Here is a 23,257-nt window from a genome sequence, read left to right on the forward strand (position 1 = left end):
GGGTGCCCGCCCGAAGCTGGGCTAGATGCGGAAGGTGGTGGGGGCGGTGGCGTCGATCTCGTAGAACTGGCCGCGGACCTGGCCCCAGGCTTTGGCCAGGGCGCGGCCGCGGTTGATGCAGGCGGTGAACTGGGAGTCCAGTCCGGCCAGCAGCTCATCGACCTCGGGGTCCGGGCGGGTCTGGCGGCCGAAGCGGGTGTTGTGGGCGGTGTTGCGCATCGCGCAGGCCAGCTCGTTGGTGACCTTGATCAGGTCGGTGAGCAGGTTGGTGCCCTCGGCCAGGTCGATCGGCTTTTCCCTGCGCACGCCGTGGCGGGCCAGCTCGGTCATCGCGCTGTAGGCGGATTCGGCGGCGTCGAGATAGCGGCTCATGGGTGTTCGGTGTCCTTTGCAGTCGACGGGGACGGGCGAGAAGGGCGGGCGCTCAGCCCCAGAAGTGGGTCTTCAGTTCCGGGAGGGCGCGGCCCAGGTGCAGCAGGGCGGCGGAGTGCTCGGTGGCGGCCTTGGCCTGCACGCCCAGGCCGGTCTTGGCCTGGTGCCAGTACTGCCGGACCCAGCTCAGGTGGCTGGCCAAGGTGCCTGCGTCGTTGCGGCCGGACCAGTCGGGATGCCAGGCGCACTGCTGCATCAGCTCGGCGATCTGCCCGGCGGCGCGGTAGACCTCGGCCATCTCGTGCATGGACTGGGAGACCTTGGCCGGTGGGCGTGTGTGGCCGTAGTTGCCGGTGGCCACGTGACCGGCGTCCTCGGCCGAGGCCAGGGCGCCGACGGCCTGCCGGGTGGCCGGTGAGGGCCGGTCGGTGCGTTCCAGGTGCAGCCGCAGGTCGGCCGGGAACGGGGCGAACCGCTCCAGGTAGCCGTTGCGGCGGTCCCAGTCGAGTCGGCGGTAGATGTCCCCGCCGGAGGTCAGAACGTGGAAGGTCTTGCTGTTTTCGGCGCGCAGCTGCTGCGCGGTCTCCTGCACCCGCTGCACCGGGTGCAGGAGCGCTCGGCTGTAGGCAGCTGTGTCGGCGTCGCGGCGGCTGAGCAGGAAGGCAGCCTCATCGGCGTGCTGGCCGAACAGGCGGCCGGTGGTGCGCACCAGGTAGCACAGGTGCTCTGCGGCCTCGGCCAGATCGGCCGGCGGGTGGGCCAGGTGTCGGGTGGAGAGCAGGCGCAGCCCGGTGTTGAGGTGGTCCAGGGCGGTGCGCAGCGCGGCGGTGGGCAAGGTCATCGACGACGGGCCTTCCTGCGGGCGGGGCTGGTCGGGGCGGTCGGAGTCAGGCATCGCTGGCCTGACCGGTGGCACTGGCCGCGGCGGCGAGGGTGTCGGTGGTGATCGGGGACCGCTCGTGCCGGGGCGGGAAGTTGAGGCCGGTGGTCTCAGCCAGCGCAGCGGCTTCCTTGCCGTGCAGGTAGGCGTTGAGCCGGATCGGGCTCCCGGCCGGGGTGGCCCCGGCGATGGCCACGACGACCATGTTGTCGGCGGCGCGCAGGGTCACGGTGGCCCGGGGAAGCTCCGCCACGACCGCGGGCAGCTGGGCCAAGGTGGAGGTGAGGGTGACCTCGACAGCGAATCCGGGGCCGTGGCAATAGGAGTCGACCCTGAAGTCGGCGACCTGGATCAGCGGGTCGCGTTCGTCCAGCCAGGCCAGAACGTCGCGGGTGGCCTCCAGGAGCAGGCGGGAGCGTTCGGCGCGGGGCGTGGCCTTGGTGATGGTGGGCATGAAGGTGGTCCTTCCAGAGCGGAATGTGGGGTCGGGGTTCAGCGGCCGATGAGGTGGAGGATTTGCGGGCCGGTCAGCCGCTTGCGGTGGTGCAACTCGGCCGCGACACGGGTGATGGCGCCCCAGTGGCGGGCCACCAGCGCGGCGGTGCGGGCCTGGAGCTGGCCGAAGCTGTGATCGCTGCTGCGGGCGTAGCGGCGGGCGACCTGGTAGTCGTGCCCGGCGTGGCTGCTGATGGCCTCGCAGCGGGCCGCGGCCAGGTCCCACTCCTCGGCTAGGTGCATCCATCGGGCCTGGGCTTCGGCACCGGCCAGGTAGGTCACGATGTGCTCGTCGATGACCTCGGCCGGGATCATGTCCTCACCCGGGCCGCAGTCCTCGGTGACGTAGCCGTAGGCCCGCGGCGCACCGAACACCGGGTGCACGGCCTTGGCCACGGCCTCGGTGATCGGCAGGTTGTAGACGGCCATCAGCACGGCGTGCCCGGCCTCGTGGGCGCAGGCCAGCAGATGTTCGCGGTCCATGCGCTGCTTGATGGTCAGTGCGGGTGTGGCAGGTGCGGGCACGGCGGGCTCCTCGGCGAGGTCGGTGCGACCGGTGGTGGTCATGGGTCAGACCAGGGCGTTGATGAGGAAGGCGGACTGGCCCATGACGTAGCCGCGCAGGTCGATGTCCTGGGGCAGGCCGATGACCTGGCCGGTGAGCAGGACGCTGGTGGCGGCCAGGAACACGCGGGTGACCGCGTCGCTGTCGCGTTTGGTCCGCGGTGCCTGATACAGCAGGTAGGCGGCGCGGACCCAGTTCGTGCGGGCTTGGGGGTGCTCGGTGTCGGCCAGCAACTCCAGTGCGGCGGTGAACATCAGCTCCCGGTCGGCCGCGGTCGCGGTGGCGGTGAAGATCGGCTCGCCGCCGGTCTCCACCCGGGCGGCGGGCAGGCCCCGGGCGGCCAGGCGGGCAGCCAGCTCCTGCGCGGCAGCCTGGGCGGCGTGCCCGCGCAGCAGCCGGTTGCCCACACACCAGGCGCCATCCGGCAGGACGACCTCGTTGAACAGCACGTCCTCGCCCGGGGCTTCCAGCTCGAAGCGCAGGAGGGCGAGTTCGCCGTAGCGGGCCAGGATCCGGCTGGCCGGGGTCGGGATCCCGCCGGTGTAGGTGCGGGTGGCCTCATCCCAGGTGGCCTTGTACGTGCGGCGGCCCACGTGGCCGAGCCGGTCGTAGTTGGGGTCGGCATCGGTGATCGGGGTGGCGAAGCGCTCCGGCCCGGGGCGCGGGCCAACGGTGTGGCGTGGGTCGGTGCGGCGGGCCAGCCCGGCCCACCAGGTGTCGGACAGGGTGCGGTGCATCGAGCGCAGGAACCTCACCCGCGAGTCCAGGCTCGGGTAGTCGGTGAACTGCCGGGACAGGATGCCCAGGGCCACGGTGGCGGCCTGGGCCTGCTCCTCAGCGAAGGTGTGGGCGCGGTGGGGCTGGGTGCCGTCGGGGCGGCGCAGGGCGAGGTCGGGAGTCGGGAAGTCCTCGCGGGTGAACCGGTAGTCGGTGGCGGTGAGCATGACGGCGAACTCCTCTTCAGCGGTGGGCATCGGCGGGTTCACGCGGCCAGGACCGCGAGCGCGATCAGCGGCAGGGCGGCCAGGAGCAGGAACACCGCGCGCCGGATGTGGCGGTACTTGGCCACGGCCAGGGCGGACTGGGTGGCCAGCAGTGGCGGCAGGACCCGGTCGGCGTGGTGGCGGGCCGCGGCGAAATCGGCGGCCAGGTGCTCGGTGTTCTCACCGGTGAACAGCGCCCAGCGGGGGAAGCCGTGCCCGCCGGCGGTGATCCGGGGCAGCAGCACCCACAGCAACAGGGCGACTGCGGCGGTGGCCGGGAGCAGCGCCAGGGACAGCAGGACGGTGGCGAAGCCGGAGACCTCAGCGCGGGTCAGCGCGATGGTCCCGGCCAGCACGGCGCCGAAGACCACCAGCAGCTGCCCGGCCTTGGCATCGGCCCGCCCGTGCTCGGCACGCACGCCGTCCAGTGCCTCGGCCAGCTCGGTGGCCAGGGCCCTGGCCGGGTCCGGCGCCGCGGTGGTGGAGGGGGCGGTGGTCGGTTCGCTGTGCAGGTCGGTGATCACGTGGATCGGACTGGACATCACATTCTCCGTAACTCTGGGTAGTTGATTGAGGGTGTGCGGAACCAGGCCGGACGGCTCCGGCCTAACGTCAGAACACTGTTATGAAACTCGTTTCGCGCGCGCCCGCGCCCGCGCGCGCATTGGGCGGGGGTGCGGGCGCGTCTGACGTCTGACGTCAGACACAGGCCCGCATCGGCCCCTATGGCTACGCTGCGTCAGCTTCGCGGGCGGGGATCTCGTAGACGGTGGCGCGGTTGTCCTCGCCGACGTCGCGCAGCTGGCCCTGGGCGGCGAGGCGGGCCAGCTCCCCGGAGACCCAGCCGCGGGTGCGGCCCAGGTAGCGCTCCGGGTCGTGGAAGTCCCGCGTGGTGATCCGGGTCTGGCCCTCATTCAGCAGCTGGGTGATGCGGTCGGCCATGAACTTGCGGACCTCCTCCCGGGTCGGGCGCGGCCGGCCGAACTCGGCCTCCTCGGCTTCGGGCAGTTCGGCGTCCAGGTCGACGGTTTCCAGGTCTGGTTCGTGGTTGGCGGGTCCGGTCAGCGGGGTGTTCTCCTCCTCATCGCTCAGCTCGCCGTCGAGCGGGTCGATGTGCGGAGTGAAGGTGTCCGACAGCTCCATGGGGTTGCCTCCCTGGGAGGTCGCGGCGGTGCCGTGTGCGCTGGTGATGGACAGGCCCAGGTGCTTGGCCACATCCGGGTGCAGCGGGGCCCGCAGGTGCGCGGTGGCCTCAAGGACCTGCACCAGCTCGGGGTTGGCGGCGGCGAAGGTGCGCGCCGGGATGGTGAACAGCTCCTCGTCGAAGCCGGGCGCTTCCAGGTAGTTGGCGCCGGGCTTGCGGTTCTTCCACTGGGCGGGGTTGGCCCCGGCCTCGATCAGCTCGTCGGAGAGGGTGAAGGTCGCGTCTTCCAGCTGGTTGACGCCGAAGCACCAGACCCCGCCGAGCTGGGAACGGATGTCGGTGTTCATCTGCCGGAACGAGGCTTTCTGCAAGCTCAGGACCAGGGAGATTCCGGCCGAGCGGGCCTCCTGGGCGATGGTGGTCAGCGTCTTGGCGTCCTCCAGGACCTTCGGCGACTCCTCTACCCAAATGACCAGGTAGGGCATGCCGTGGCGGGTGAAGGCCTCCTCGGTCCACTCGTCCAGGCCCCAGCGGCCGAGCTTGGTGGCGCGGTCGGTGATCAGCCCGGTGACCCGGGTCATGACGTCGGCGCAGCGGTTCTTGCCCAGCACGATCGGGGTGTGCGTGTCCAGGAACTTCACCGTCTGCTCGCCCTTGGACGGGTCCAGCACCACCAGGTTCACGTCGCGCCGGGTCAGGATCTCCGTCCAGGCCAGCTTCGCCCCGTGAGACTTCCCGGAGCCGCTGGCGCCCTGGACGATGTAGTGGGTGGCGTTGCGGTGGGTGGCCTTGCATCCGGGCAGGTAGATGCGCTGCGGACGGCCGTCCTCGTAGGTGCCGACCACCAGCGGTTCGGTGATCGAGCCGCCCGGCGCCGACGGCCCGGGGTAAGGGCGGGGATGACGCAACAAGTCGACCGGGACGATGGTCATCGTGGCCTGCGAGGCGTCATCGGGGTTGGGGGCGATGCGCACGCTGCTGGCCGGCAGGCGCATCGCCGAGGCCATCTGCCCGGTCGCACCCTGCACGTCGGCCACGGTCATCTCCCCCGCGGGGAGCTGCAGCTGAGCGGTGACCCGACCGGGGGCGACGTCGATCTGCTTGGCCTGCACCCCGGCCAGCTTGACCTTCTCGAACAGGCCCCCACCTGCACCGTTGTCGTTCCCGGAGTTGCGCAGTAGGTGCCGGATGTTCCAGGACAGCGCCACTGCGGGCGCCGCGAGGGCCCAGCTGCCCCACAGCACCGGTTCGGTCGGGTCGGCGATGGTGGCCGCGGTGAACCAGAACGAGGCCAGCCCGGTGGTGAAGGTGGAATGCAGGCGCGTGACCTGCGCCCTTGCTGAGGCGGCCAGCCAGGTCACCCCGGTCAGCGCGCCGCCGGCCAGGGTCATCCCAGCCGATACCCAGGGCAGCGCGGCCGGGTCCGAGGCCATCCAGTGCGAGAGCAGCGAGACCGGGTACAGGCCCAGGCCGACCGCCCACGGCGGCAGGTAGGTCGCCGCGCGGGAGCGGTCGGCCTCGGTCACGCCGGTGACGCTGGTGAGCCCACGGCGGGCCCAGTTCTTCCTGCTCATCTCCTGCTCCTTTCTGCGGATTCGTCCAGGTCACCGGCCTGCGGAGGCCGGGCAGGTCAGGCGGCGTAGCCGCCGTCGCCGGGGCCGTCGTCGTGGATGAACATCGGCTTCCTCCGGGCAGCCGGAACGCCGGGCTGGAAGTGCTTGCGGTAGCTCTGGTAGGTGCGGATCACGTTGGCGCACACCAGTTCCACACCCTCGGCGGCGTGGCGCAGGTGCTTGGCCACCAGGCGGGCGCGCACCTTCTGGTCGATGCCCATCGCGGCCCAGTGCCCACCGGGAGCTGAGGCCAGGGCGGCCTCCAGTTCCTCGGCGGAGATGAGTAGCTCGTGGTGCAGCGGGCGGATCAGCCCCCGGGCGTTGGCGCAGTAGTCCCGCAGCGCTTTCGCCGAGTACAGCTCGACGTCGCCGAGGGTGAAAGGCTTGCTGGTCAAGGGAATCAGTTCCTTTCAGTACACAGTGGACTGTTGTCGGGTCAGGACTAGTTGCGGATGGTGTAGGAGGCAGAAGCCAGGTCGACGTAGCTCTCGGCCAGCTCCAGCCGCTTGGCGGCCTTGGCCGGGCACCAGAACATCGACTCGCCGCGCAGCAGGTCCACCGCCTGGGCCACGAAGCGCTCGTCGGCCTGGCCGCGGTGCACGATCCGGGCCAGGCGCTCGTAGAGCCAGGCGTGCTTGCGGATCCGGTCCCGGAAGCGGTCGTAGTTGGCCGCCCACCCCAGGGCCGTGGCGGCCTGCTCCAGCAGTTCGGTCGGTGTCGGGATGGCGGTGGTGGCGGTTTCGGGCATGGCTGTCCTCCGAGAAGGTGGTGCGGGTGGTGTTGGTGTCCGGAATGGACGGTGATCGTGCGGTGGATCAGGCCACTGCTGGCCGTGGGGAGTACGTCGGGAGTGGGGTTACCTCCGGTGCTTGGGCGGCGAGGATGTCGCGGACTTCGCGGGCCAGGTCCATGCCCCCGCCCAGGTGCTTCTGGATGGCCTTGGCCGAGGGGGTTACCGGCAGCTCCCGCGCCGTGATCGCCGCCCGGGTCCGGGTCAGCAGATCGGCGGTGCCCGGGGAGAGTTCCTGCTGGACGATCGCGGGGTAACCCGTACCGGAGTCCACGGTGGACACCCTGGCCAGCCGGGTCAGGTCGGTGCGCAGGATGACCCCGCCCACGATCATGTACGCCCCGCCCGAAGCCGCCTTACGGTCAGCCTTACGCGCGGCCCGCACGATCGCTTTCCCGAGTCGCCGGTCCCGCAGGGAGGCGGCCGGGCCGACCCCGAAACGGTCCATCCACGCCGCTTCCCACGCGGCCTCGGCGGTAACCCCCTCACCCCGGGCGGCGGCGATGCTGGCCGCGGACCAGGACAGCCTCGGGTAGCGGATCCGGCGCCACAGGGCGATGCGCAACTGCGCCCCGCTGCGCCCGGAGACCTCCTGCTGGCGGGAGATCACCGTCAGCTCCCACAACACCGGCCCGAACAGCGACGCCAGAGCCAGGCCGACACCCTTGGCCGCGTTGTTCTCGGCCAGGCCGTGCCACAGGTTGAGCCCGGCGGCGACGAAGGCGAACACCCACGTCATGGCGCGCAGCAGCCCAGCTGGGTGGCCGGCCTTGACCGCCTTGTGGGTCAGGTAGGCGGTGTACCAGGTCGCGCCCTCGACCACGACCGGCATCAGCAGGCCCAACGCCCCGAACTGCAGCGTCTTCGCGGCCGATTCGGCCTGCCCGGCCCAGGCCAGCACGATCGGGGCGCCCATCGCGACCAGCCCGAGCAGGAACCCGATGTTGGCCACCGCGCCCTCGCGCAGCCCGGCCCACATCCGCCGCACCGCGACCTGGCGGGCCTGGCGGCGGTCCTGGGTGGCCAGCCACCGCTGCTGGGCGGCCGCGGCCTTGCGCTTGGCGGCCCGGTCCTGGGTGTCCTGGGCGATCTGGGCCTGGACCTGCACCTGGCGGGTCTGGGCCTCGGTCAGCTGGACGGCGGCGTTGGCGGCGGCGGTGGTGCGCTGGGCCTTGTAGTCGACGTAGGTGCTCACCGCTTCCTCCTTCGCGATCGGCGGTGCCGTTCACCGCGGATGACGTGCGGGCCACGGCTCAGCGAGCGGACCTGCCCGCGCACCGCGTTGACCCAGACGTAGAAGACGAACAGCTGGTAGAGGCCGACCACGAGGGCGATCGGGGCGAACCAGGAGCTGGCCGGGGTCACCAGCCACCACGTCAACCCGAGCACCAGGGCCGGGATGGCGGAGAGCTGGAGCAGCTGGAACAGCCAGCGCAGCGGGGCGAAGGCACCGCGAAACGGCGTGGTCATCGCGACCACCTCCCTGACCAGAGCGGGCAGTTCTGACCGCACTGGTTCGGGCCATGGCGGTGCCAGTGCCAGGCCATGCGCGTCTGGTGCTTCCACCAGCGCCACACGCACACCTGGTAGATCACCGCAGCCAGGGCGAGGAAGCCGAACCAGCCCGACACCTCGGTCATCAGCCACCAGGCCAGCACGAACATCGCCACCGCGAACAGCGAGGGCCGGACCAGCTGTCCCACCCGCCGCAGAGGCGTGAGATCAGCGTTGGGCGTGCTCATCAGGCCACCGCCTTGACGGCCAGGCCCGGACCACGGGTTTCGCCGTGGTCACAGCGGGCGCACCAGCGGCGTTCCTCCCCGCACACTGCCGGGCGGCCCGGGGTGGTGTGGGGCAGGGACTTGCCGCGGCACCAGCACGGACGCCATGGCGCCCACAGGTGCCCGCGGGTCGCGCACACCGGCCGGGCGGCGCAGGCCGGGCAGGCCAGCGTGCCGGTCGGGGTGAGGCTCCAGCCGAGCGCGGACAGGACGGTCAGCGCGGTGGACTCGGTGGTGAAGTGGGCGTCCCCGGCGGGGAAAGCCGGCTGATCGCCGCAGGTGTCGCAGGTCGCGATCACGCACAAGGTCACCGTCAGCATCACGCCACCTCCGCCAGCATTCGCGGTCGTGCCTCGTAGTGCAGGCCGCGACGGCAGTACCGGTGGTCCGAGCCGCAGGCTCCGTCTTCCGCGACGGTGTGCTTGGGCTTGTTTCCCTTGCAGCGGCAGGAGATCCACTGGCACCAGTCGTGCCCGTAGGTTCCGCACAGTGCCTGGGCCACACAGTTGGAGCACCACAGCAGGCCGTTGGGCCGCTGCTGCCAGCCGTTGACCAGGGTCACCGCGCGCAGAATCTGTTCGGAGGACTGTGGCGGGCCATCGACTTCGTCGGTGTGCTGGTTTCCGCAGGTATCGCACACCACGGTGGCACGAGTGATCAGCGTGAACATCACGCGACCTCCCCAGCGTTTTCGGCCTGCCACAGCCGGAGCAGCTGCCGGTAGTCGGGCTGCGCGAGGCCGCCCCAGCCGCCGTACCGCTCACCGCGCTGCAAGGCGCCGGCCAGACACTCGTCCTGTACCGGGCATCCGGCGCACAGCCCTCGTACCTTGAGCCGCTGCTGCAGCACCTCCGGGCGCCCCAGGCCGGTCTCCAGCGCGCCAGGGAAGAACTCTTCGGTCGGGACGCCGACGCACGGCCGATTCTCGGCCTGCTCGACCCGAGCCTGGAGCTTCCGGCCAGCAACGCCCATGAGGCGTCGTATCCGGCGGAAGTGCCGCTTGTGAAATGAAGTGGGCGGCTGGAACATCACGCCACCTCGCCCGCGACCCAGTCCGCCGCGTCGACCACAGTGTTGTTCTTGAGCGCGGAATCGGTCATCTCGTCGATGGCCTTCACAGGCACGATCAACCGGCCGCGGACGCGGATGGCCGGGAACTCCTTCGCCTTGATCGCGCGGTACAGGGTCATCGCGGACATGCCGAGCAGGTTCGCCGTGTCCTCGACGCTCAGGAACCGCGGGGCCGTAGCCTCCCCCGGCTTCACCTGGAACTTCCTCACTGGTCTCTCCGATCATCAGCATTTGTGGTGCCTGATGTGCATTAAGGTGCCACAAGTGCAGATGGACGTCAAGTGGTGTGACTGATGTGCCCTAGTGCGCCCAGGACACCCTGGCTACGCTTGATGCGTGGCACTGAACCCGGAAGACGCTCGTCCCCTAAACGTGCAGCTCGCGGAATGCCTCCGGAAGCGGATCACCGGCGGCGAGTTCCCCGCTGGCCAGAAGATCCCTTCGCTTCGAGCGCTCGCCAAGGAATACAGCGTGGCCGAACTGACCGTGCACACAGCGGTTCGGGACCTCCAGCGCGAGGGCATCCTGGTCTCAACAGCTGGCCGCGGCACCTTCGTCCGCGAGGTTCCCGCGTCCGAGGCGGAGCACACTGGCGACGAACTGCTGACCGAGTTGCGGGCGATTCGAGCCGAGCTGGAGGACCTGCGCGAGAAGGTTCTCGGCCGGGAGGCGACTGCAATCGAGTCCCGTCTTGAGGAACTCGCCCGGCGGATGGACATCATCGAGTCGGGCGGCGAGCCGCCAGCTGCGCAGCAATGAGCCGCTCAACCCGTTCGCCCAGCCGGTCGATCGCTTTGAGTAGAGACGTATCGGTCGATGCCTGGTCCCGCCAGCGGGAGTGTTCTTGTGCCATGCGTCGACTGTGGTCTGGTTCCGGCCACAGAGGACCAAACGTCGAACGGACTCGACCAACGGCAAGGCGAACATGCAGGTCAGGGCCGCGCTGTGACGTAGAGCGTCGAACCCACGTCGAACGCTGAGGAACAAGTGATGGGTGTTGCTCCAGAGGAACGCGAGGTCCTCGTCCGGTTCTGCGCCGGGTTGAAGCAGCTCCGTGAGGACGCCGGGCTCCCCTTGGGCGAGTTCTCGGACCGGATGAACCTGGCATTGCAGGGCCGGACCCTCAGCCCGGGGCGGGCCAACGAGATCGAGCGCGGCGTGAAGATCCGGAAGGCGCCGGACTGGAGCCTCGTCGCGGCCTGGGTCGGCGTGTGCCACACGGCAGCCAGGGAACGCCGGCGGCCAGTGTCGGTGACCACCGACCCCGCCTTCTGGAAGGCGGAGCACAGTCGCCTGACCGAAGAACTGGAACGAGCCAAACCGAGCGGCGGGAATGGTCACCAGGTCCCGCGGCAGCTAGGACCGGCACCGACCCACTTCACCGGCCGGGAACACGAGGTGCGGTTGCTGGCCAATCTGCTTGCCGTACAGGGAACTCTGCCCCAGCACGCCACCGGAATGGTCGTGGTGTCCGGCATGGCCGGAGTCGGCAAGACCGGGCTGGTCCTGCACTGGTCGCACACGGCGAGCCCCCAGTTCCCGGACGGTCAGCTGTTCCGGGACCTGCGTGGCTACGCCCCGGACGAGAAGCCCTTGTCCCCCAGCGAGGTGCTGGCCGACTGGCTCAAGGACGTCTGGGGTGTCGACCGCGTCCCAGATGGGCTCGACGCTAGGGTGTCGCTCTTCCGGAGCAGGATCGCCGGGAAGCGGATGCTGCTGGTGCTCGACAACGCCGTCACCGCCGACCAGGTCCGACCGTTGTTGCCCGCCACGGAGTCGTGCTTCGTGATCGTGACGAGCAGGGACCGCCTGGACGGGCTTCTCGCGGAAGGTGCCAGCCCCATGAGCCTCGGCCTGCTGTCGCCGACGGAAGCCAAAGCGTTGCTGCGCAAGGTGATCGGCGAACGAGTGGACGCCGATGAACCGGCGGCCGCCGCGCTGGCCAAGCTCTGCGCCTACCTCCCCCTCGCCCTGCGCGTAGCGGGCAGCCGGGCGGCAGCGGACCCGGACGTGTCGGTGGCCGCGCTGGTTCGGCAGCTCGCCGACGAACGCCGGCGGCTACGGCGGCTTGGCAACCCGGACGACCCGCGGACCAACGTGCGCGCGGTGTTCTCGTGGTCCTACCGGGGCTTGCCGGAGGACGCCCAGCGGATGTTCCGCCTGCTGAGCCTGCACCCGGCAGCTGGACACACCGCCGAGCCGTTCACCATCGCGGCGCTCGTGGGCGTCGACATCGACATGGCGGCGGAGCAGATCGACCTGTTGCGGCGCCGGTTCCTGGTGACCGGGGCGAACGGGCGTGTCGGCATGCACGACTTGCTTCGCTTGTACGCCAAGGAACTACTTGAACAACAGGAGTCCACTTCGGACTCCCGGGTGGCACTGGACCGCCTAGTTCACGCGTACTACGGCTGCGTCAACCACGCGTTCGACCGCCAGAACCACAACAACCCGATGGTCGACGCGGACTACCTCCGCAGCTGGCGCGAACGCGACCCGGCGGGGGTCGAGGCGGTCGATGCGGCCAGCTCGCCGACCGGGTGGTTCGCCGCCGAGCACGCGAACCTGGTCGCACTCGTTCAAGCCGCGGCCGAGGCCGAACTGGAACTCACGCCGCGCTTGGCCACCAGCCTGTTCTACTTCCTGGAGATCGGCAGCCACCTGGCCGACTGGCACCGCGTCGAAGAGATCGCGAGCCGGATGGCGACTGCCCGCAGCGACCGCGCCAGATCGCTGCGCAACCGCGGCCGCCTGGCCATGATCGGTGTGCTCGCGGAGCAGGAACGGCTGCGAGACGAAGATGACGCCCGGCCAGCTCCGCCTGAAGCCTGTGACCAGGCGATCTCTCTGCTCGAACGCAGCCGGGACCTCTACCACGCCGAGTACCTGGAACACGGACGTCGCCAGGATCGTGCTGGTGAAGGCACCACGCTGCGCGAACTCGCGGATGCCTACCGGCTCGAAGTGGATCCGACCGCGCCCGGCAGGACCATCCGAAAGGCGATCGAGGCGTACCAGGCGGCGGAGGAGGTCTACGCCGAGCTGGGCAATGAGAACGGCCTCGCGTCACTGCGCCTTGCCCTCGGCATGGCCTACGCGATCAACGGCCAGTTCGGGGAAGCCGAGCAGTGCTTCCGCGCGAGCCTCGCCTACGGCGGGCTGCTCAACGACCAAGGCCGGGCGCGCCACGGCCGTCTGAAGGGCTTCTCGCTCCGCCGCCTGGCCGACCTGCACCGCGACCAAGGGCAGCTCGGCTCCGCGGTGGGCTTCTACAACGAGTGCGTCGAGGCTTTCCTGCAGGATGTCAACGATCCGGTCAGCAGGGCGCGAGCGCTTGCTGCTCGCGGCCGGGTTCAGGACGAACTCGGTGATGGCGCCGCCGGGCGGCACTCTCTGGTCGAGGCATACGACCTGCTGACCCGCCGGCCGCTCGGCGTCGACGATCCCGAGGCCAAGGTGGTCGCCAGCTGGCTGTCGCGCTTGGACAGCGACGCGTAGCTCATTCGGCGAAGGCCGCCACGATCTCCGTCGGCAGGCTCCGCAGCGTGACCAGGGTGCTGGGGAACTGGGGCTCCAGGACGGAAAAGTCCAGATCGATGATCGGCCGGTCGATGCCGTTGCGGTCCAGCACCCGCAGGCCGCCGGCCTGGGCGAGGCACATGCCCGCCGCGCCGTCCCAGACCTTCTGGTTTGGCCGGTAGAAGAGAGCGAACGGGGTGAGCACGGGCTCCGTGTGCGAGGAGATGTCGACGCAGGTCCTGACCATGTCCAGGGTCTGGGAGGTGGTCCGGGTCTTGAGTTCGAAACCCGCATCGAGGAGCGGCTGTTCCCACGGGCGCGGTGGAACACCGGAACTCCGGGTCACCGACGCCCGAAGCGGCTCCGTGGCTGATCGAGCCGCGGCCACCCGGCCGTTCACCGCGATGGGGCCGCCAGCTTCGTCCACGGAGACGCGTACTGAGCTGCGCTCCGGACCTAGCTCAGGCGCCAACACGAACGCGGCGACTGGCCGCCGCTGGTCGAGCAGGCAGACCACACTGCAGAACTCGACTTGATCCGGCCGGACGAACTGTGCGGTGCCGTCGATCGGGTCGATGATCCAGGTGCGGTTGGAAGTTGTGGAGCCGACGCTCTCCAGCGTCTGCCGGCCCTCCTCGGCGACGATGTGCGCGCCCGGGTCCGCGGCCAGGATCTTCGCGACGATGTGCTCCTGAACGGCGAGGTCAGCCTCGGACAGCAAGGTCTGGTCGGCCTTGGTCGAGACGTCCAGATCATCGAGCCGAGCCCGGAAGCTGCCCAGCAGCGGGGTCAGCGTGTCCTGAAGGTCATCCCACAGCGCACCAACATCCACTCGCTCGATCCTACGGAGCCGTGGACATCCTCGCGAGGGCCTTGCTCCCGCTGGTCATTCCCCGCGTCTCCGCAAGGATTCGACCATCCCGATCAGCCGATCTACCCGGAGGAGCAGGTCGTCGACTTTGCGCGTCAATTCAGCAGGTGAAGGTTCGACCGGCCCCTGGTTGTCCGGCGCGCCTTCATTCTCGGTCGAGTATTCGCCACGTAACACTCGGTGGCCATTGTGACTCTGGAGTTCCTCACCGCTACCCACTGTTGTCCAAGAGTGCTCCAGGTTGTCCTCTGTGGCCACTTCAGCAATCTCAAGGATCAACAATATCGTATGCAAACACTCAAATCACGCACTCACACGCAGGTTTTCGACAGAACCGCCGCACGACAGTCGGTTGTCAAACAAGTGCGCCCAGTGACCATATTTTGCGACCAGAGGACGTTCGGCGCGTTACCTTCTTTGGTTTCGGGTTTGTCGCTGGCGAACTTCAGGCTCATGTCGCCGGAGAGATACCGCAGTGCTCATAGCTCTGGCGGGGTTTGTTTTCCATCAAGCGCTTGTGTGCCAGCGACCTACCGTCCCGCTGGCCGATATCGAGGCCCTGCCAGGGCGGGTGGGATTTCGCCACGGAGGTCTTGGTGCCCGGCGCCGCGGCCCGCGCTGCCCGGAATCCAACCTCCGTCAATGCGGTGGGGCGTTCCTCGCCTCTCCCCGCGCGGAGCAGCCACGTTGCGCTGGCCTTCCTCCCGGGCGACCTCAACGCCGATCCGGCCATCCCGAACCCAGATCGCGGTGATGGTGTCGGTTCGACTGCGGCGGGCGGGTCTGAATTCCACGGTGCCGTCCTTGTCCATGGTGCGGCGGATCGGCCGCCCCCACCATGTTTGCCCAGCCTGGGATTGTGCTTCCCGAACGAGTTTCTCGTGCTGCTTTCGTCGTGCAGTCTCTTTTCGACCTGGGACGACGCGGCTGACGTGCAGGCCACGTTGCCGCACGTACTTGCCCGCAGCCTGGCCGCTGACGCCGAGTTCGGTGCCGATCTGCTTCCAGGTGTGGCCGCACGGCCGTCGCCTTCGGGCCGCCGCGATCCTATGGCCGAGTTCCTTGTCCGCGAGTTCAGAGACCAGCGTTCGCAACAGGCCAGCTGCTCGAACTGCGGCCAGCTCCGGCGTGGCAGCGAAATCTGTCTGCTCGGAGCTGGTCTGCACCCACGAGGCCATGGCATTGAGTAGCTGTTCGGTGTGGTCCACGCGCTTCTCCCGTGCGCTCGGTTAACAGGACCCCACCCCGCCCATTTGCACTATGGTATCCCCGCTCACGGGGATACCTTGGGTTTCATTTTCAGCAAAAGACCTGGTCGAGAAGGTGCGCCGGGCCGACCATCGAGGATGGCCCACTGTGGGCGCGGTGAACCGGATCCTGCCCGACCGGTGCCAGTCCTCCCCGCAGTCGTCCGGGGCCGGAGCTGCCTCGGCACGGCCGCTGAGGATCCAGGCGGGATAGGCCGCGCATTTGCGCCGCGCGAGGCCCCACAGCGCCGTCTGAAAAGTGTGGGAAACTCCCGCCGCATCGACCGTCGGGCACCCGCTCTGAGCAGCAAAGAAAGCCCTCTGACCCCATGAACGCTGTCATGGTTGTATGGGCCGGTAAGGCCCATCTTGCGGCGGCCTTGCCGCCGTTTCTTCGGGGTGCGACCTTTTGTCGCGCCCCGCGCCGTGCATGGCCGGGACCGGCCCTGGTCAGCTCTAGCGCCTGGCTCTGGCCTAGTCAGCCAGCAGCCGCGATGAAGGTGGTGAGCACCGGCTCGTGGCCGAAACGCCGGATGTCCATCTCGTACCTGTCGAGTTCCGACTCGTCGCCGCCGGAACGGCGGACAGCGTTGATGAGCAGGCGCTTGAGCTGCTGGTGGTCGAGCAGGTCCACCTCGGCGGTGAGTCTGCGGACCACGACGTCATCGCGTCGGATCTCCAACTCGGCGAACTCCACCCCGGGCCGCTCGTCGTCCTCGCGCAGCTCAAGTTCGGCCAGCACTGGAGCAGATGGAGGAGAGGCCGCACGCTCGATGGTGCGCACGGTGATGCGGCGGCCGCGGCTTCCTTCGACCAGGCCCCACTCTTTGAGCAAGGTGATCGCGCGGTGGGCGGTGCTGATCGCGAACCCGTTGTCGGCGGCGAGCTGCTTGGTGCTCGGCAGGGGAGTGTGCGCGGGGAACGTGCCGTCCACGATCTGCTCGCGCAGCTTGACGGCGAGCTTCTCGTACGGGGAGCACAGCTCGCGCTGCACACGGTTCGCGGCTGATGTGGGCACCGGCCGGGCGGGCATGCGGTTGAGGAGCTTGCCCGCCGCGCGCTGGTCGGCTTCGGAGACCCAGGCGGCGTAGACCCGCAGCGTGGTCGAGCCGCCTCCGGCATGGCCGAGGCGGCCCGCGACGGTGCGGACGTCGACGCCGGCGGAGATGAGTTCCGTGGCGGAGTAGTGCCGCAGCTCCTTGAGCGAGGTGTCGATGCCGAGGCGCTCGGCGAGGCGCCGGTACCGCTGGCTGACCGTCACGGGTTTGGGTGGTTCGGATCCGTCCGGCACCGGGGAGAACACGAAGGCGTCCTTGCTGAGTTCGATGCCGAGGGCCGCGGCCAGGGCGACGCAGCGCTCCCACTGGTCGGTGAGGACGGCGACGGTTTCGGAGTCCAGGGCGATGCGGCGGTCCTGATGTGTCTTGGTGTCCTTCTCGAAGATCTCGCTGCCGTCGCTGGCGATGGCCTTTTCCATGTGCACCACGGCGTTGACGAGGTCGATGTGCCGCCAGCGCAGGGCACAGACCTCGCCGCGCCGGGAGCCGGTGGTCATGGACAGCCAGACCAGCGCTCCCCAGCCCGGATCGTCCAGCCAGGCCCGGTTGAGCAGGGCGGCGGCCTCCTCCGCGGACGGGGGCTGCGGGTTCGGCCTGGCGGCGGCCGGCGGCTCGGCGTGGTCGACCGGGTTCACGCTCACCCACTTCCAGCGCACCGCCTTGCCGAAGGCGCCGCTGAGGAGGAAGTGGGCCTTGCGGACGGTGTCCCCGGCGAGCGGGTTGCACTTGTGCGGACCACACCGCTCGTCACAGTCGTGCTTGCGCTTGGTGCGGTGCTCGGTGAAGCGCTTCTTCTTGCAGTGGATGCGGCAGCGGCGGAGTTCGGCGTAGAGGGAGTCGAGCATGTCGACGTCGACGGCGCCGACCTTCTCCTTGCCGATCAGGGGGCGGATGTGGAGGTCGGCGACCTGGCGATACCGGGTCAGGGTGGTGCGTCCGACATCGATGTTGCCGAGGTACTTGTCGAGCAGCTGGCTGACCGTGGCGCTGGTCCGGGGGTTGCGGCGCTCGTCGACCTCGGCCAGCAGGCGGGTGCGGGCCTTCTCGGCGAGGTCGGCCGCCTTCGGGCCCGCCGGGATGATCTCGATCAGGTCGTGGCGGCCCTTGGTCACCGGGTCGACGCCCGCGTAGACGCGGACGCGGAGTGCTCCGCTCGGCAGGGTGTCGATGCTTCCGCGCTGCCGACGCTTCCCTCGTGCGGCACGCGTCATGAGGCCACGATACGAGCGGCTCGTGTCACAGGCCGTGTCACGCGGACCGGGCTGCGATCTTGCTGGCCAGCATTTGTGCTGGTGAGAGATGGTGGCCCCGGCAGGATTCGAACCTGCGACACCCGCTTTAGGAGAGCGGTGCTCTATCCCCTGAGCTACGAGGCCGGGACAAGCTAGGCCAGCCTAGCGGGTGGGCGGCGGCTTGTCCTCGGTGGATCGGGCTGAGCCCGGAGGGGTGGCGGAGATCGCACCCACGTCCCCTCCGGGCACCCGGCACTCAGCCCTTGGCGAGCTGGGCGTTGATCCAGTTCTTCAGGTCGCGCTCGGCGTTGGCGCCGCCGTAACCGATCTTGCGGGAGTCGGGCAGGTCCTTGGCGTTGCGGATGCCCTGGAGGGTCGGCAGGTACTTGATGTTGTGCTTGTCCAGGATCGCCTTGGACTCGTCCGCGTCGACCTCGGCGAGCACCCACTTGCCGCCGTTCTCCTTGGCCATCTTCTCGATGACCGGCTTCATCTTCTGGCACGGAGGACACCAGGTGGCGCCGAAGTCCATGATGACCAGCTTCTGCTTGGAGGTCTCCATCACCTGGTCGTAGTTGGCGCTGGTCACGTGGACGATGTTCTCCTCGGCGCGGACGCCGGAGGTTTCCACGCTGCTGGGCGCGGCGGTGGCGGTGCCGGCGAGGGCGGCCGTGGCCAGGGCGGCCGCGGCCAGTGCGGCGGCGAAACGGGTCTTGCGCATGGTGGTTCCTTTCGATCAATGGTGGGACATCAGGCGGGGAAGAGGTGTTTGTCCGCCGGGATGGCGGTGCCGTGCGACCAGGCCGCCAGGAACTCCTTGAGGTCCATCTGCGCCTCGGCCTCCAGGTACAGCTCCAGGTCGTGCCAGCCCTGGTTCCAGCCCTGGTTTATGGTCGGGAAGTTGGACAGGACCGTGGCGAACGCGCGTTCGCCGATCTTGCGGCGCAGGGCGTGCACGAACAGCGCGCCCTTGTCGTAGATCGCGCTGAACTCCTTGCCGCGGCCCGGATCGGCGAGTTTGCGGGACCAGAAGGCGGCGTTGCCTCTGACCGACTCGACGAGCTTGCGGTAGTGGGCGTCCAGGTCCTTGTTCTCCTTGGCCTCGGCCCACATCCAGCTCAGGTAGTTCGCGAAACACTCGTGCGTGCAGGTGTCGGCCCAGTTCTCCACCGACATCGACCCGCCCCACCACTGCGCGGCCAGGGTGCGGATGAGCGCGTTGAGGTCGGCGTTGCGGCCCAGCACCGGGCGGGTCTGACTGCCCACCTGGTACGGCAGGTTGTCGGCCAGGTGCACGCTGCCGACGGTGCCGAAGTGGTAGTCGCCGAGCTTGCCGTTGAGGAACTTCAGCACCTCGGGCAGCTTGTCCGCCAACGCTTTCCCGTTGCTGCCGGGTGCGAACGCGGAGAGCACCGACGTGCTGTCCACTGTGGACTCTTGGAAGGTCCACTTGTCGATGCCCAGCATGATCAGGTGCGGGGACACCGGATCGGTGGCGGTCCAGGTGGTGGTCGTTTTTCCGTTGCTGGTGCTGGGTTTGTTCCGGGTTCCGTTGGAGACGCTGTGCCAGCCCTCCGGCGTGGTGGTGGTGACGGTGAAGGTGGCCTTGTCCATCGGGGTCTCGTTGACCGGGAACCAGGTGCTCGCCGAATGCGGGGCGCCCGCGGCGATCACGCCGCCCGAGGGGGTGCCGCGCCAGCCGCCGAGGCCGGTGACCGGGTGCCGGACCGGTTGCGGCTGCCCGCAGTAGGCGACCTCGACGACGATCTCGGCGTCCTTGGCCAGCGGACTGGCCGGGGTGATCACCAGTTCGTGCTCGCCGGTGCGGGTGAACTTGGCGGGCTGGCCGTTGACCTTGACCGAGCTGACCTTCAGGCCGCGCAGGTCCAGGTTGAACCGGCTCAGCTCCTGGGTGGTCTTCGCGGTGATCTTGGCGATGGCGTCCAGGCCGCGGGTGGCCGGGTCGTAGGACAGCTTCACGTCGTACGCGCTGACGTCGTAGCCGCCGTTGCCGTCGGTGGGGTAGTACGGGTCACCGGCGCCGTCCTTGCCCGGTTCGGGGGCGGCCAGTGCCGTGCCCGCACCCAGAGCGAGCGTGCTGACCAGGGCGCCGAGCGCCAGGCTGAGCTTGCGCATCAGGCCACCGCCCGCTCGGTGGACAGGCCGGCGCCCGCCCAGTCCTCGATGCCCTCGCGGTACTTGCGCACGTTGGCGTAGCCGAGCTGCAACAGCCGCTGCCCGACGAACTCGCTGTTGCGGCAGGGCACGTTCGCGCAGTACACGACGACCGCGACATCCTTGTCCGGCAACACCTTCGGCGCGTACTCGTCGGTGAAGTCGGCGGCCTGCTCGTACGGGAAGCCGGGGATGTTCACCGCGCCCGGCAGGTGCTCCCGCTCGTAGTAGGCCACCGGCATGGTGTCCACCACGACGACTTTGCCTTGCGCCAGTTCGGTTTCCAGCTCGGCGCGACTGATCAGGGGCAACACGGTGCTTCCTCCTTTGTGGACGGTGCGGTGCGCGCGGTCGGCACGCTGCCGAGCCCGCGGGTCAGGCCGAGGCGGCCCAGCAGCAGGTAGCCGAAGAAGGCCGCCAGCACCGAGGTGAGGGTGGGGATCCCGAAGGGCAGCAACGCGCCCGCCACCGCGCCGAGCACCCAGCAGGCAGCGGCCGCGGGCACCCAGTCCGGCGCGGTGGCGGGCAACTCGCCCCGGGCCCGGGACTCCTCCAGGTCCCGGCGCCAGGTGCGAACCAGGAAGTACTCGGCGATCACGATCCCGGCGATCGGCGGGCTGATCACCCCGATCCAGGTCAGGAATCCCTGGAACTGGTCGAGAATCCCCAGCGCGGACAGCACCGAGCCGAGCAGCCCGAGCCCGATCGTGGCGGCGATCCGGTTGGTGCGCCTGCCCAGCAGCACGTCGATGGTGTTCACCAGGCCGAGCGAGGCGCAGTACAGGTTCCAGTCGTTGACCTTGAGGATGGCCGCGACCAGGATCAGCGTGCCGAGGAAGCCCGAGGACGAGGTGATGATGTGCACCACGTCGGAGGTCTTGGCCGCGTGTGCCAGCAGCACCCCGATCAGCCCGATCACGAACTCGCCGAGGGTCACGCTGAGCACGGTCTGCTTGACCACGTCGCCGGTGCTGCGGTTGAACCTGGTCAGGTCCGGGGTCATGATCGCGCCCATGATGAACGCGCCGGAGACCAGCGTGGTGCCCGCGGCCAGCGACAGCGCCGGACCCGGTGGCGCCGCGCTCATCAGCTCGCTCAGCGAGTGCAGGCGCAGGCCGTCCCAGATCGCGTAGCCGCTGAGCAGCAGGAAGGCCGGCACGGTCAGGTAGGCGGTCCAGGCCATGCCGTGGATGCCGAAGACCACGATCGCGGTCACCAGCAGTCCGCCGATCAGCGACCAGGCCCACAGCGGCGGCCCGCCGAGCAGGTTGCGCAGGCCCTGGGCGAACGCGCCGTTCTGCACGCCGAACCAGCCGGCCAGGCTGATCGTCATCAGCAGCCCGACCAGTGCCGAACCGCGGTGCCCGAACCCGGACCAGCGGGTCAGCACCGAGGTGGACAGCCCCTCCCGCATCCCGGCCACGCCGAGCAGGACGGTGATCACCTCCATGATCGCCGCGCCCAGCGTGATGGCCAGCACCGCGTTCCAGAACGTCATCCCGAATCCGAGTACCGCGCCCAGCAGGAACTGGTGGAAAGAGGCAATCTGGCCAAATCGCTGCACGGCGATGGAAAACCACGGCTGGCGGGCTGACTCCGGTACCCGGGTAAGGGAGTAGTCGTCGCGGCCCACCGCGTTCGCTGTTCCGCTCATGCCAAAAAGTCTGTGCATTTCGGCATTCGATTGCACCCTACTTCTGGGGGGTGCTTTTCGAGGTGCCTTGAACTGAATTTCAGGCGTTCACAACGCGTTGACGTGCGGGTTTGCTCCGACGTACGAAGAGGTCAGCACGTAGTGGAAACCTCAACGAACGGAGCGCGCGATGTATGTGGTGAACCCGCTGGTGGAAAGCTGTCCGGCTTCGGTGATCGAGGCAGAACATGCCTGTGTAGGTATTAGCCCGTTTAACGGATATTTCACTCCGGAACGCATCAACGAACTCGCCGCCTGGGCGGTGCGGACGTTCCCGAGTTGCCACTTCTTTGTGCCCGACGGGCCATCGGTTTACACCCTGGAGGCCCTCGGCTATTCCCCGAGCAAGGCGCGGTCCAAGGCGCGGCGGCAGGGCTGCTACGTCTACAACAAGATCCACAAGGCACTGGCCGAACTGGGTGTGCCAGACCCGGGCGCGCTGATCCTGGACTCGGCCACGCTGGAGCACAACCCGGAATACCAGCGGCAGCTGGCGCACGGCGAGCAGCTCTACCGCGTCGACGAGGAGTTCCGCTCGGCCTGCCTGCAGGCCAGCCACTGGGTGCTCGACCGCAAGTTACCGGACGGCCAGCGGCCCAGCCCCGAGCAGCTGGCCAAGGCGGTGCGTTACTTCCTGGCCGAGTTGCCGCTGTTCGCCGGCACCACCGGCATCGTCGGCCGCCGGGCCTCGGTGTTCGTCTACCACCAGCGGGTGGCCTTCCTGGAACGCTTCTACCGGCGCGAGCTGAGCTGGAAACCCGCTGCGGGACAAGGGTTCCTGGTGGTCACCCCGGTCGGCGAACTGGTCAGCGCCACAGCCAGCTGATGCCGTGCCCGCCCGGTCCGAGGTCGAAACCGACGAGCTGCGCCTCGTTGCGCGCGCCCAGGCGCAGCTCGGTCGCCTCCCGCTGGCCGTCCCGGCCGGCCGGGTGCGCGGCGGCGCGATGCACCCGCCACACCTTGGCCGGGGTGGCCCGCGGATCGAAGGCCACGGTCAGCCGGTACTCCCGGCAGCCCAGCAGGAACCGGCGCTCGCAACTGGTCACCAGCGCCTCCTCCGGCCGGTAGCCCAGCTCGTAGTCGGCCAGGCAGGTCTCGGTCTGCCGCAGCGGCCGGTCGAAGCGCAGTTCGGCGAGCACCCCGCCGCCGTCCGGGTCGGTGTGGATCCGGCCCAGCCGGCAGGTGTCGCTCTGCCAGCGATTGGGCAATGCACCCGCGGGTGCGGCCAGCCGCACCAGGTGCCGGTCCACGCCGTCGACCATGGCCTGCAGCACCGCCCGCACCCGCATCGAGCGCACCGCCCGGTCCGGCCCGACCGTCCAGTGCTCGTGCACGCTCAGCGGCACGATGGCATCGGCGGGGTGTGGCAGCCGGCGGCCGGAGATCGGCGCGCCACGGCGGCCGCGCAGCACCAGCGGGTGCACCGGCGGCGCGGGCGGTTCCGGCGCCGGGCGGTCCAGCAGGGCCAGCAGGGCCCGCGGCGGCAGCTCCAGCACCTCCTCCAGCTCGCGCAGCACCCGCAGCGAGGCGTGCCGGTGCGGGCGGCTCTGCCCGCGTTGCCAGTAGCTCAGGCTGGCCAGGCTCACCCGGTGCCCGCGATCGGCCAGCCGGACCTGGATCCGTTGCAGGGTAAGGCCGCTGAGCTGGATGGCCAGGTACAGGGCGTGATGGAACGGGCCGGAGCGCAGCGCCGCGGTCAGTTCCTCTGGCACCGTCGCCGCTGTCATGGTTCCCCCGTCCGCCGCCTGCTTGATGTGCGCCATTGTTG

The 23,257-nt window shown here is 69.4% G+C and carries 27 protein-coding genes and 1 tRNA gene; 3 read left to right on the plus strand and 25 right to left on the minus strand.

From position 1 onward, the window contains the following. Positions 1-21: 21 nt before the first annotated feature. From MZC64_RS09420 to MZC64_RS09495, 16 genes are all read right to left on the minus strand, one after another. Positions 22-372 carry a hypothetical protein gene (locus MZC64_RS09420; protein WP_247797675.1) on the minus strand — a complete coding sequence of 117 codons (351 nt, stop codon included), beginning with the start codon at positions 370-372 and terminating at the stop codon, positions 22-24. 52 nt (positions 373-424) lie between these two features. Beyond that, entirely contained in the window at positions 425-1,267 is an 843-nt protein-coding gene (locus tag MZC64_RS09425) for a hypothetical protein (protein WP_247797676.1), read from the minus strand. Next, positions 1,260-1,706, minus strand: coding sequence for a hypothetical protein (locus MZC64_RS09430; protein ID WP_247797677.1), 447 nt, complete (start codon positions 1,704-1,706; stop codon positions 1,260-1,262). The genes MZC64_RS09425 and MZC64_RS09430 overlap by 8 nt, the downstream gene beginning before the upstream one ends. A gap of 38 nt (positions 1,707-1,744) precedes the next feature. Further along, positions 1,745-2,314 carry a hypothetical protein gene (locus MZC64_RS09435; RefSeq protein ID WP_247797678.1) on the minus strand — a complete coding sequence of 190 codons (570 nt, stop codon included), beginning with the start codon at positions 2,312-2,314 and terminating at the stop codon, positions 1,745-1,747. A 3-nt stretch (positions 2,315-2,317) separates the two neighbouring features. After that, complete coding sequence (locus MZC64_RS09440; protein WP_247797679.1) at positions 2,318-3,286, minus strand: hypothetical protein; 969 nt, start codon at positions 3,284-3,286, stop codon at positions 2,318-2,320. A gap of 8 nt (positions 3,287-3,294) precedes the next feature. Continuing rightward, positions 3,295-3,837 (minus strand): Pycsar system effector family protein, encoded by a 543-nt coding sequence (locus MZC64_RS09445; protein ID WP_247797680.1) that lies wholly within the window; start codon positions 3,835-3,837, stop codon positions 3,295-3,297. Between the two features lie 187 nt (positions 3,838-4,024). Next, positions 4,025-6,013 carry a hypothetical protein gene (locus MZC64_RS09450; protein ID WP_247797681.1) on the minus strand — a complete coding sequence of 663 codons (1,989 nt, stop codon included), beginning with the start codon at positions 6,011-6,013 and terminating at the stop codon, positions 4,025-4,027. Between the two features lie 56 nt (positions 6,014-6,069). Beyond that, the gene (locus tag MZC64_RS09455) at positions 6,070-6,447 is read right to left on the minus strand and encodes a hypothetical protein (protein ID WP_247797682.1); all 378 of its coding nucleotides are present in this window, start codon (positions 6,445-6,447) and stop codon (positions 6,070-6,072) included. 47 nt (positions 6,448-6,494) lie between these two features. Continuing rightward, on the minus strand, positions 6,495-6,800 hold the full coding sequence (locus MZC64_RS09460) for a hypothetical protein (RefSeq protein WP_247797683.1): 306 nt from the start codon (positions 6,798-6,800) through the stop codon (positions 6,495-6,497). 67 nt (positions 6,801-6,867) lie between these two features. Continuing rightward, on the minus strand, positions 6,868-8,037 hold the full coding sequence (locus tag MZC64_RS09465; RefSeq protein ID WP_247797684.1) for a DUF2637 domain-containing protein: 1,170 nt from the start codon (positions 8,035-8,037) through the stop codon (positions 6,868-6,870). Further along, positions 8,034-8,312, minus strand: a complete 279-nt coding sequence (locus MZC64_RS09470) for a hypothetical protein (protein ID WP_247797685.1) — start codon at positions 8,310-8,312, stop codon at positions 8,034-8,036. The genes MZC64_RS09465 and MZC64_RS09470 overlap by 4 nt, the downstream gene beginning before the upstream one ends. Beyond that, entirely contained in the window at positions 8,309-8,584 is a 276-nt protein-coding gene (locus tag MZC64_RS09475; protein WP_247797686.1) for a class R serpentine receptor, read from the minus strand. The genes MZC64_RS09470 and MZC64_RS09475 overlap by 4 nt, the downstream gene beginning before the upstream one ends. After that, positions 8,584-8,943 (minus strand): hypothetical protein, encoded by a 360-nt coding sequence (locus MZC64_RS09480; RefSeq protein ID WP_247797687.1) that lies wholly within the window; start codon positions 8,941-8,943, stop codon positions 8,584-8,586. Before MZC64_RS09480 ends, MZC64_RS09475 begins: the two co-directional genes overlap by 1 nt. Continuing rightward, a complete protein-coding gene (locus MZC64_RS09485; protein ID WP_247797688.1) occupies positions 8,943-9,296 on the minus strand; it encodes a hypothetical protein in 354 nt (117 codons plus the stop codon). Before MZC64_RS09485 ends, MZC64_RS09480 begins: the two co-directional genes overlap by 1 nt. Continuing rightward, positions 9,293-9,652 carry a WhiB family transcriptional regulator gene (locus MZC64_RS09490; protein ID WP_247797689.1) on the minus strand — a complete coding sequence of 120 codons (360 nt, stop codon included), beginning with the start codon at positions 9,650-9,652 and terminating at the stop codon, positions 9,293-9,295. Before MZC64_RS09490 ends, MZC64_RS09485 begins: the two co-directional genes overlap by 4 nt. Beyond that, on the minus strand, positions 9,652-9,903 hold the full coding sequence (locus MZC64_RS09495; protein WP_247797690.1) for a helix-turn-helix domain-containing protein: 252 nt from the start codon (positions 9,901-9,903) through the stop codon (positions 9,652-9,654). The genes MZC64_RS09490 and MZC64_RS09495 overlap by 1 nt, the downstream gene beginning before the upstream one ends. 127 nt (positions 9,904-10,030) lie before the next feature. Here MZC64_RS09495 and MZC64_RS09500 point away from each other — a divergent pair, with 127 nt between their 5' ends. Both MZC64_RS09500 and MZC64_RS09505 read left to right on the plus strand, forming a co-directional pair. After that, positions 10,031-10,453: a GntR family transcriptional regulator gene (locus MZC64_RS09500; protein WP_247797691.1), complete on the plus strand. Its 423-nt coding sequence runs from the start codon at positions 10,031-10,033 to the stop codon at positions 10,451-10,453. Between the two features lie 231 nt (positions 10,454-10,684). Continuing rightward, positions 10,685-13,192, plus strand: coding sequence for a tetratricopeptide repeat protein (locus tag MZC64_RS09505; protein WP_247797692.1), 2,508 nt, complete (start codon positions 10,685-10,687; stop codon positions 13,190-13,192). Position 13,193: 1 nt separating this feature from the next. Here MZC64_RS09505 and MZC64_RS09510 read toward each other — a convergent pair whose 3' ends face one another. The 8 genes from MZC64_RS09510 to MZC64_RS09545 all read right to left on the minus strand — a co-directional run bounded on the left by MZC64_RS09510 (position 13,194) and on the right by MZC64_RS09545 (position 21,450). After that, the gene (locus tag MZC64_RS09510) at positions 13,194-14,045 is read right to left on the minus strand and encodes an inositol monophosphatase family protein (protein ID WP_247797693.1); all 852 of its coding nucleotides are present in this window, start codon (positions 14,043-14,045) and stop codon (positions 13,194-13,196) included. A gap of 569 nt (positions 14,046-14,614) precedes the next feature. Further along, the gene (locus MZC64_RS09515) at positions 14,615-15,292 is read right to left on the minus strand and encodes a hypothetical protein (protein WP_247797694.1); all 678 of its coding nucleotides are present in this window, start codon (positions 15,290-15,292) and stop codon (positions 14,615-14,617) included. A gap of 517 nt (positions 15,293-15,809) precedes the next feature. Next, positions 15,810-17,600: a tyrosine-type recombinase/integrase gene (locus tag MZC64_RS09520; protein ID WP_247797695.1), complete on the minus strand. Its 1,791-nt coding sequence runs from the start codon at positions 17,598-17,600 to the stop codon at positions 15,810-15,812. An 89-nt stretch (positions 17,601-17,689) separates the two neighbouring features. Next, positions 17,690-17,765: transfer RNA gene (locus MZC64_RS09525), tRNA-Arg, on the minus strand. A 112-nt stretch (positions 17,766-17,877) separates the two neighbouring features. Then, positions 17,878-18,342, minus strand: coding sequence for a co-chaperone YbbN (locus MZC64_RS09530; protein ID WP_247762885.1), 465 nt, complete (start codon positions 18,340-18,342; stop codon positions 17,878-17,880). A gap of 29 nt (positions 18,343-18,371) precedes the next feature. Then, entirely contained in the window at positions 18,372-19,757 is a 1,386-nt protein-coding gene (locus MZC64_RS09535; protein WP_247762887.1) for a M1 family aminopeptidase, read from the minus strand. Beyond that, entirely contained in the window at positions 19,757-20,110 is a 354-nt protein-coding gene (locus MZC64_RS09540; protein WP_247762889.1) for a rhodanese-like domain-containing protein, read from the minus strand. Before MZC64_RS09540 ends, MZC64_RS09535 begins: the two co-directional genes overlap by 1 nt. Then, the gene (locus tag MZC64_RS09545) at positions 20,098-21,450 is read right to left on the minus strand and encodes a cytosine permease (protein WP_247762891.1); all 1,353 of its coding nucleotides are present in this window, start codon (positions 21,448-21,450) and stop codon (positions 20,098-20,100) included. Before MZC64_RS09545 ends, MZC64_RS09540 begins: the two co-directional genes overlap by 13 nt. A 169-nt stretch (positions 21,451-21,619) precedes the next feature. On the opposite strand from MZC64_RS09545, the gene MZC64_RS09550 reads away from it, so the two are divergent. Continuing rightward, positions 21,620-22,315, plus strand: coding sequence for a tRNA-dependent cyclodipeptide synthase (locus MZC64_RS09550; protein WP_247762893.1), 696 nt, complete (start codon positions 21,620-21,622; stop codon positions 22,313-22,315). Here the strand turns inward: MZC64_RS09550 and MZC64_RS09555 are convergent. Beyond that, the gene (locus MZC64_RS09555; RefSeq protein ID WP_247762900.1) at positions 22,296-23,216 is read right to left on the minus strand and encodes a hypothetical protein; all 921 of its coding nucleotides are present in this window, start codon (positions 23,214-23,216) and stop codon (positions 22,296-22,298) included. The two genes, MZC64_RS09550 and MZC64_RS09555, sit on opposite strands and share 20 nt — an antisense overlap. Positions 23,217-23,257: the final 41 nt, after the last annotated feature.

This window comes from Crossiella sp. S99.2, from assembly GCF_023094165.1.
In the GTDB taxonomy this organism is placed as follows: domain Bacteria; phylum Actinomycetota; class Actinomycetes; order Mycobacteriales; family Pseudonocardiaceae; genus Crossiella.

Excerpts from the sequence above, each read along its gene's own strand:
- MZC64_RS09550 (WP_247762893.1), top strand. The coding sequence starts at position 21,620 with ATGTATGTGGTGAACCCGCTGGTGGAAAGCTGTCCGGCTTCGGTGATC.
- MZC64_RS09545 (WP_247762891.1), bottom strand. The coding sequence starts at position 21,450 with ATGAGCGGAACAGCGAACGCGGTGGGCCGCGACGACTACTCCCTTACC.
- MZC64_RS09505 (WP_247797692.1), top strand. The coding sequence starts at position 10,685 with ATGGGTGTTGCTCCAGAGGAACGCGAGGTCCTCGTCCGGTTCTGCGCC.
- MZC64_RS09430 (WP_247797677.1), bottom strand. The coding sequence starts at position 1,706 with ATGCCCACCATCACCAAGGCCACGCCCCGCGCCGAACGCTCCCGCCTG.
- MZC64_RS09535 (WP_247762887.1), bottom strand. The coding sequence starts at position 19,757 with ATGCGCAAGCTCAGCCTGGCGCTCGGCGCCCTGGTCAGCACGCTCGCT.
- MZC64_RS09450 (WP_247797681.1), bottom strand. The coding sequence starts at position 6,013 with ATGAGCAGGAAGAACTGGGCCCGCCGTGGGCTCACCAGCGTCACCGGC.
- MZC64_RS09475 (WP_247797686.1), bottom strand. The coding sequence starts at position 8,584 with ATGAGCACGCCCAACGCTGATCTCACGCCTCTGCGGCGGGTGGGACAG.
- MZC64_RS09530 (WP_247762885.1), bottom strand. The coding sequence starts at position 18,342 with ATGCGCAAGACCCGTTTCGCCGCCGCACTGGCCGCGGCCGCCCTGGCC.
- MZC64_RS09440 (WP_247797679.1), bottom strand. The coding sequence starts at position 3,286 with ATGCCCACCGCTGAAGAGGAGTTCGCCGTCATGCTCACCGCCACCGAC.
- MZC64_RS09460 (WP_247797683.1), bottom strand. The coding sequence starts at position 6,800 with ATGCCCGAAACCGCCACCACCGCCATCCCGACACCGACCGAACTGCTG.
- MZC64_RS09555 (WP_247762900.1), bottom strand. The coding sequence starts at position 23,216 with ATGACAGCGGCGACGGTGCCAGAGGAACTGACCGCGGCGCTGCGCTCC.
- MZC64_RS09490 (WP_247797689.1), bottom strand. The coding sequence starts at position 9,652 with ATGTTCCAGCCGCCCACTTCATTTCACAAGCGGCACTTCCGCCGGATA.
- MZC64_RS09470 (WP_247797685.1), bottom strand. The coding sequence starts at position 8,312 with ATGACCACGCCGTTTCGCGGTGCCTTCGCCCCGCTGCGCTGGCTGTTC.
- MZC64_RS09425 (WP_247797676.1), bottom strand. The coding sequence starts at position 1,267 with ATGCCTGACTCCGACCGCCCCGACCAGCCCCGCCCGCAGGAAGGCCCG.
- MZC64_RS09520 (WP_247797695.1), bottom strand. The coding sequence starts at position 17,600 with ATGACGCGTGCCGCACGAGGGAAGCGTCGGCAGCGCGGAAGCATCGAC.
- MZC64_RS09445 (WP_247797680.1), bottom strand. The coding sequence starts at position 3,837 with ATGTCCAGTCCGATCCACGTGATCACCGACCTGCACAGCGAACCGACC.
- MZC64_RS09480 (WP_247797687.1), bottom strand. The coding sequence starts at position 8,943 with ATGCTGACGGTGACCTTGTGCGTGATCGCGACCTGCGACACCTGCGGC.
- MZC64_RS09435 (WP_247797678.1), bottom strand. The coding sequence starts at position 2,314 with ATGACCACCACCGGTCGCACCGACCTCGCCGAGGAGCCCGCCGTGCCC.
- MZC64_RS09420 (WP_247797675.1), bottom strand. The coding sequence starts at position 372 with ATGAGCCGCTATCTCGACGCCGCCGAATCCGCCTACAGCGCGATGACC.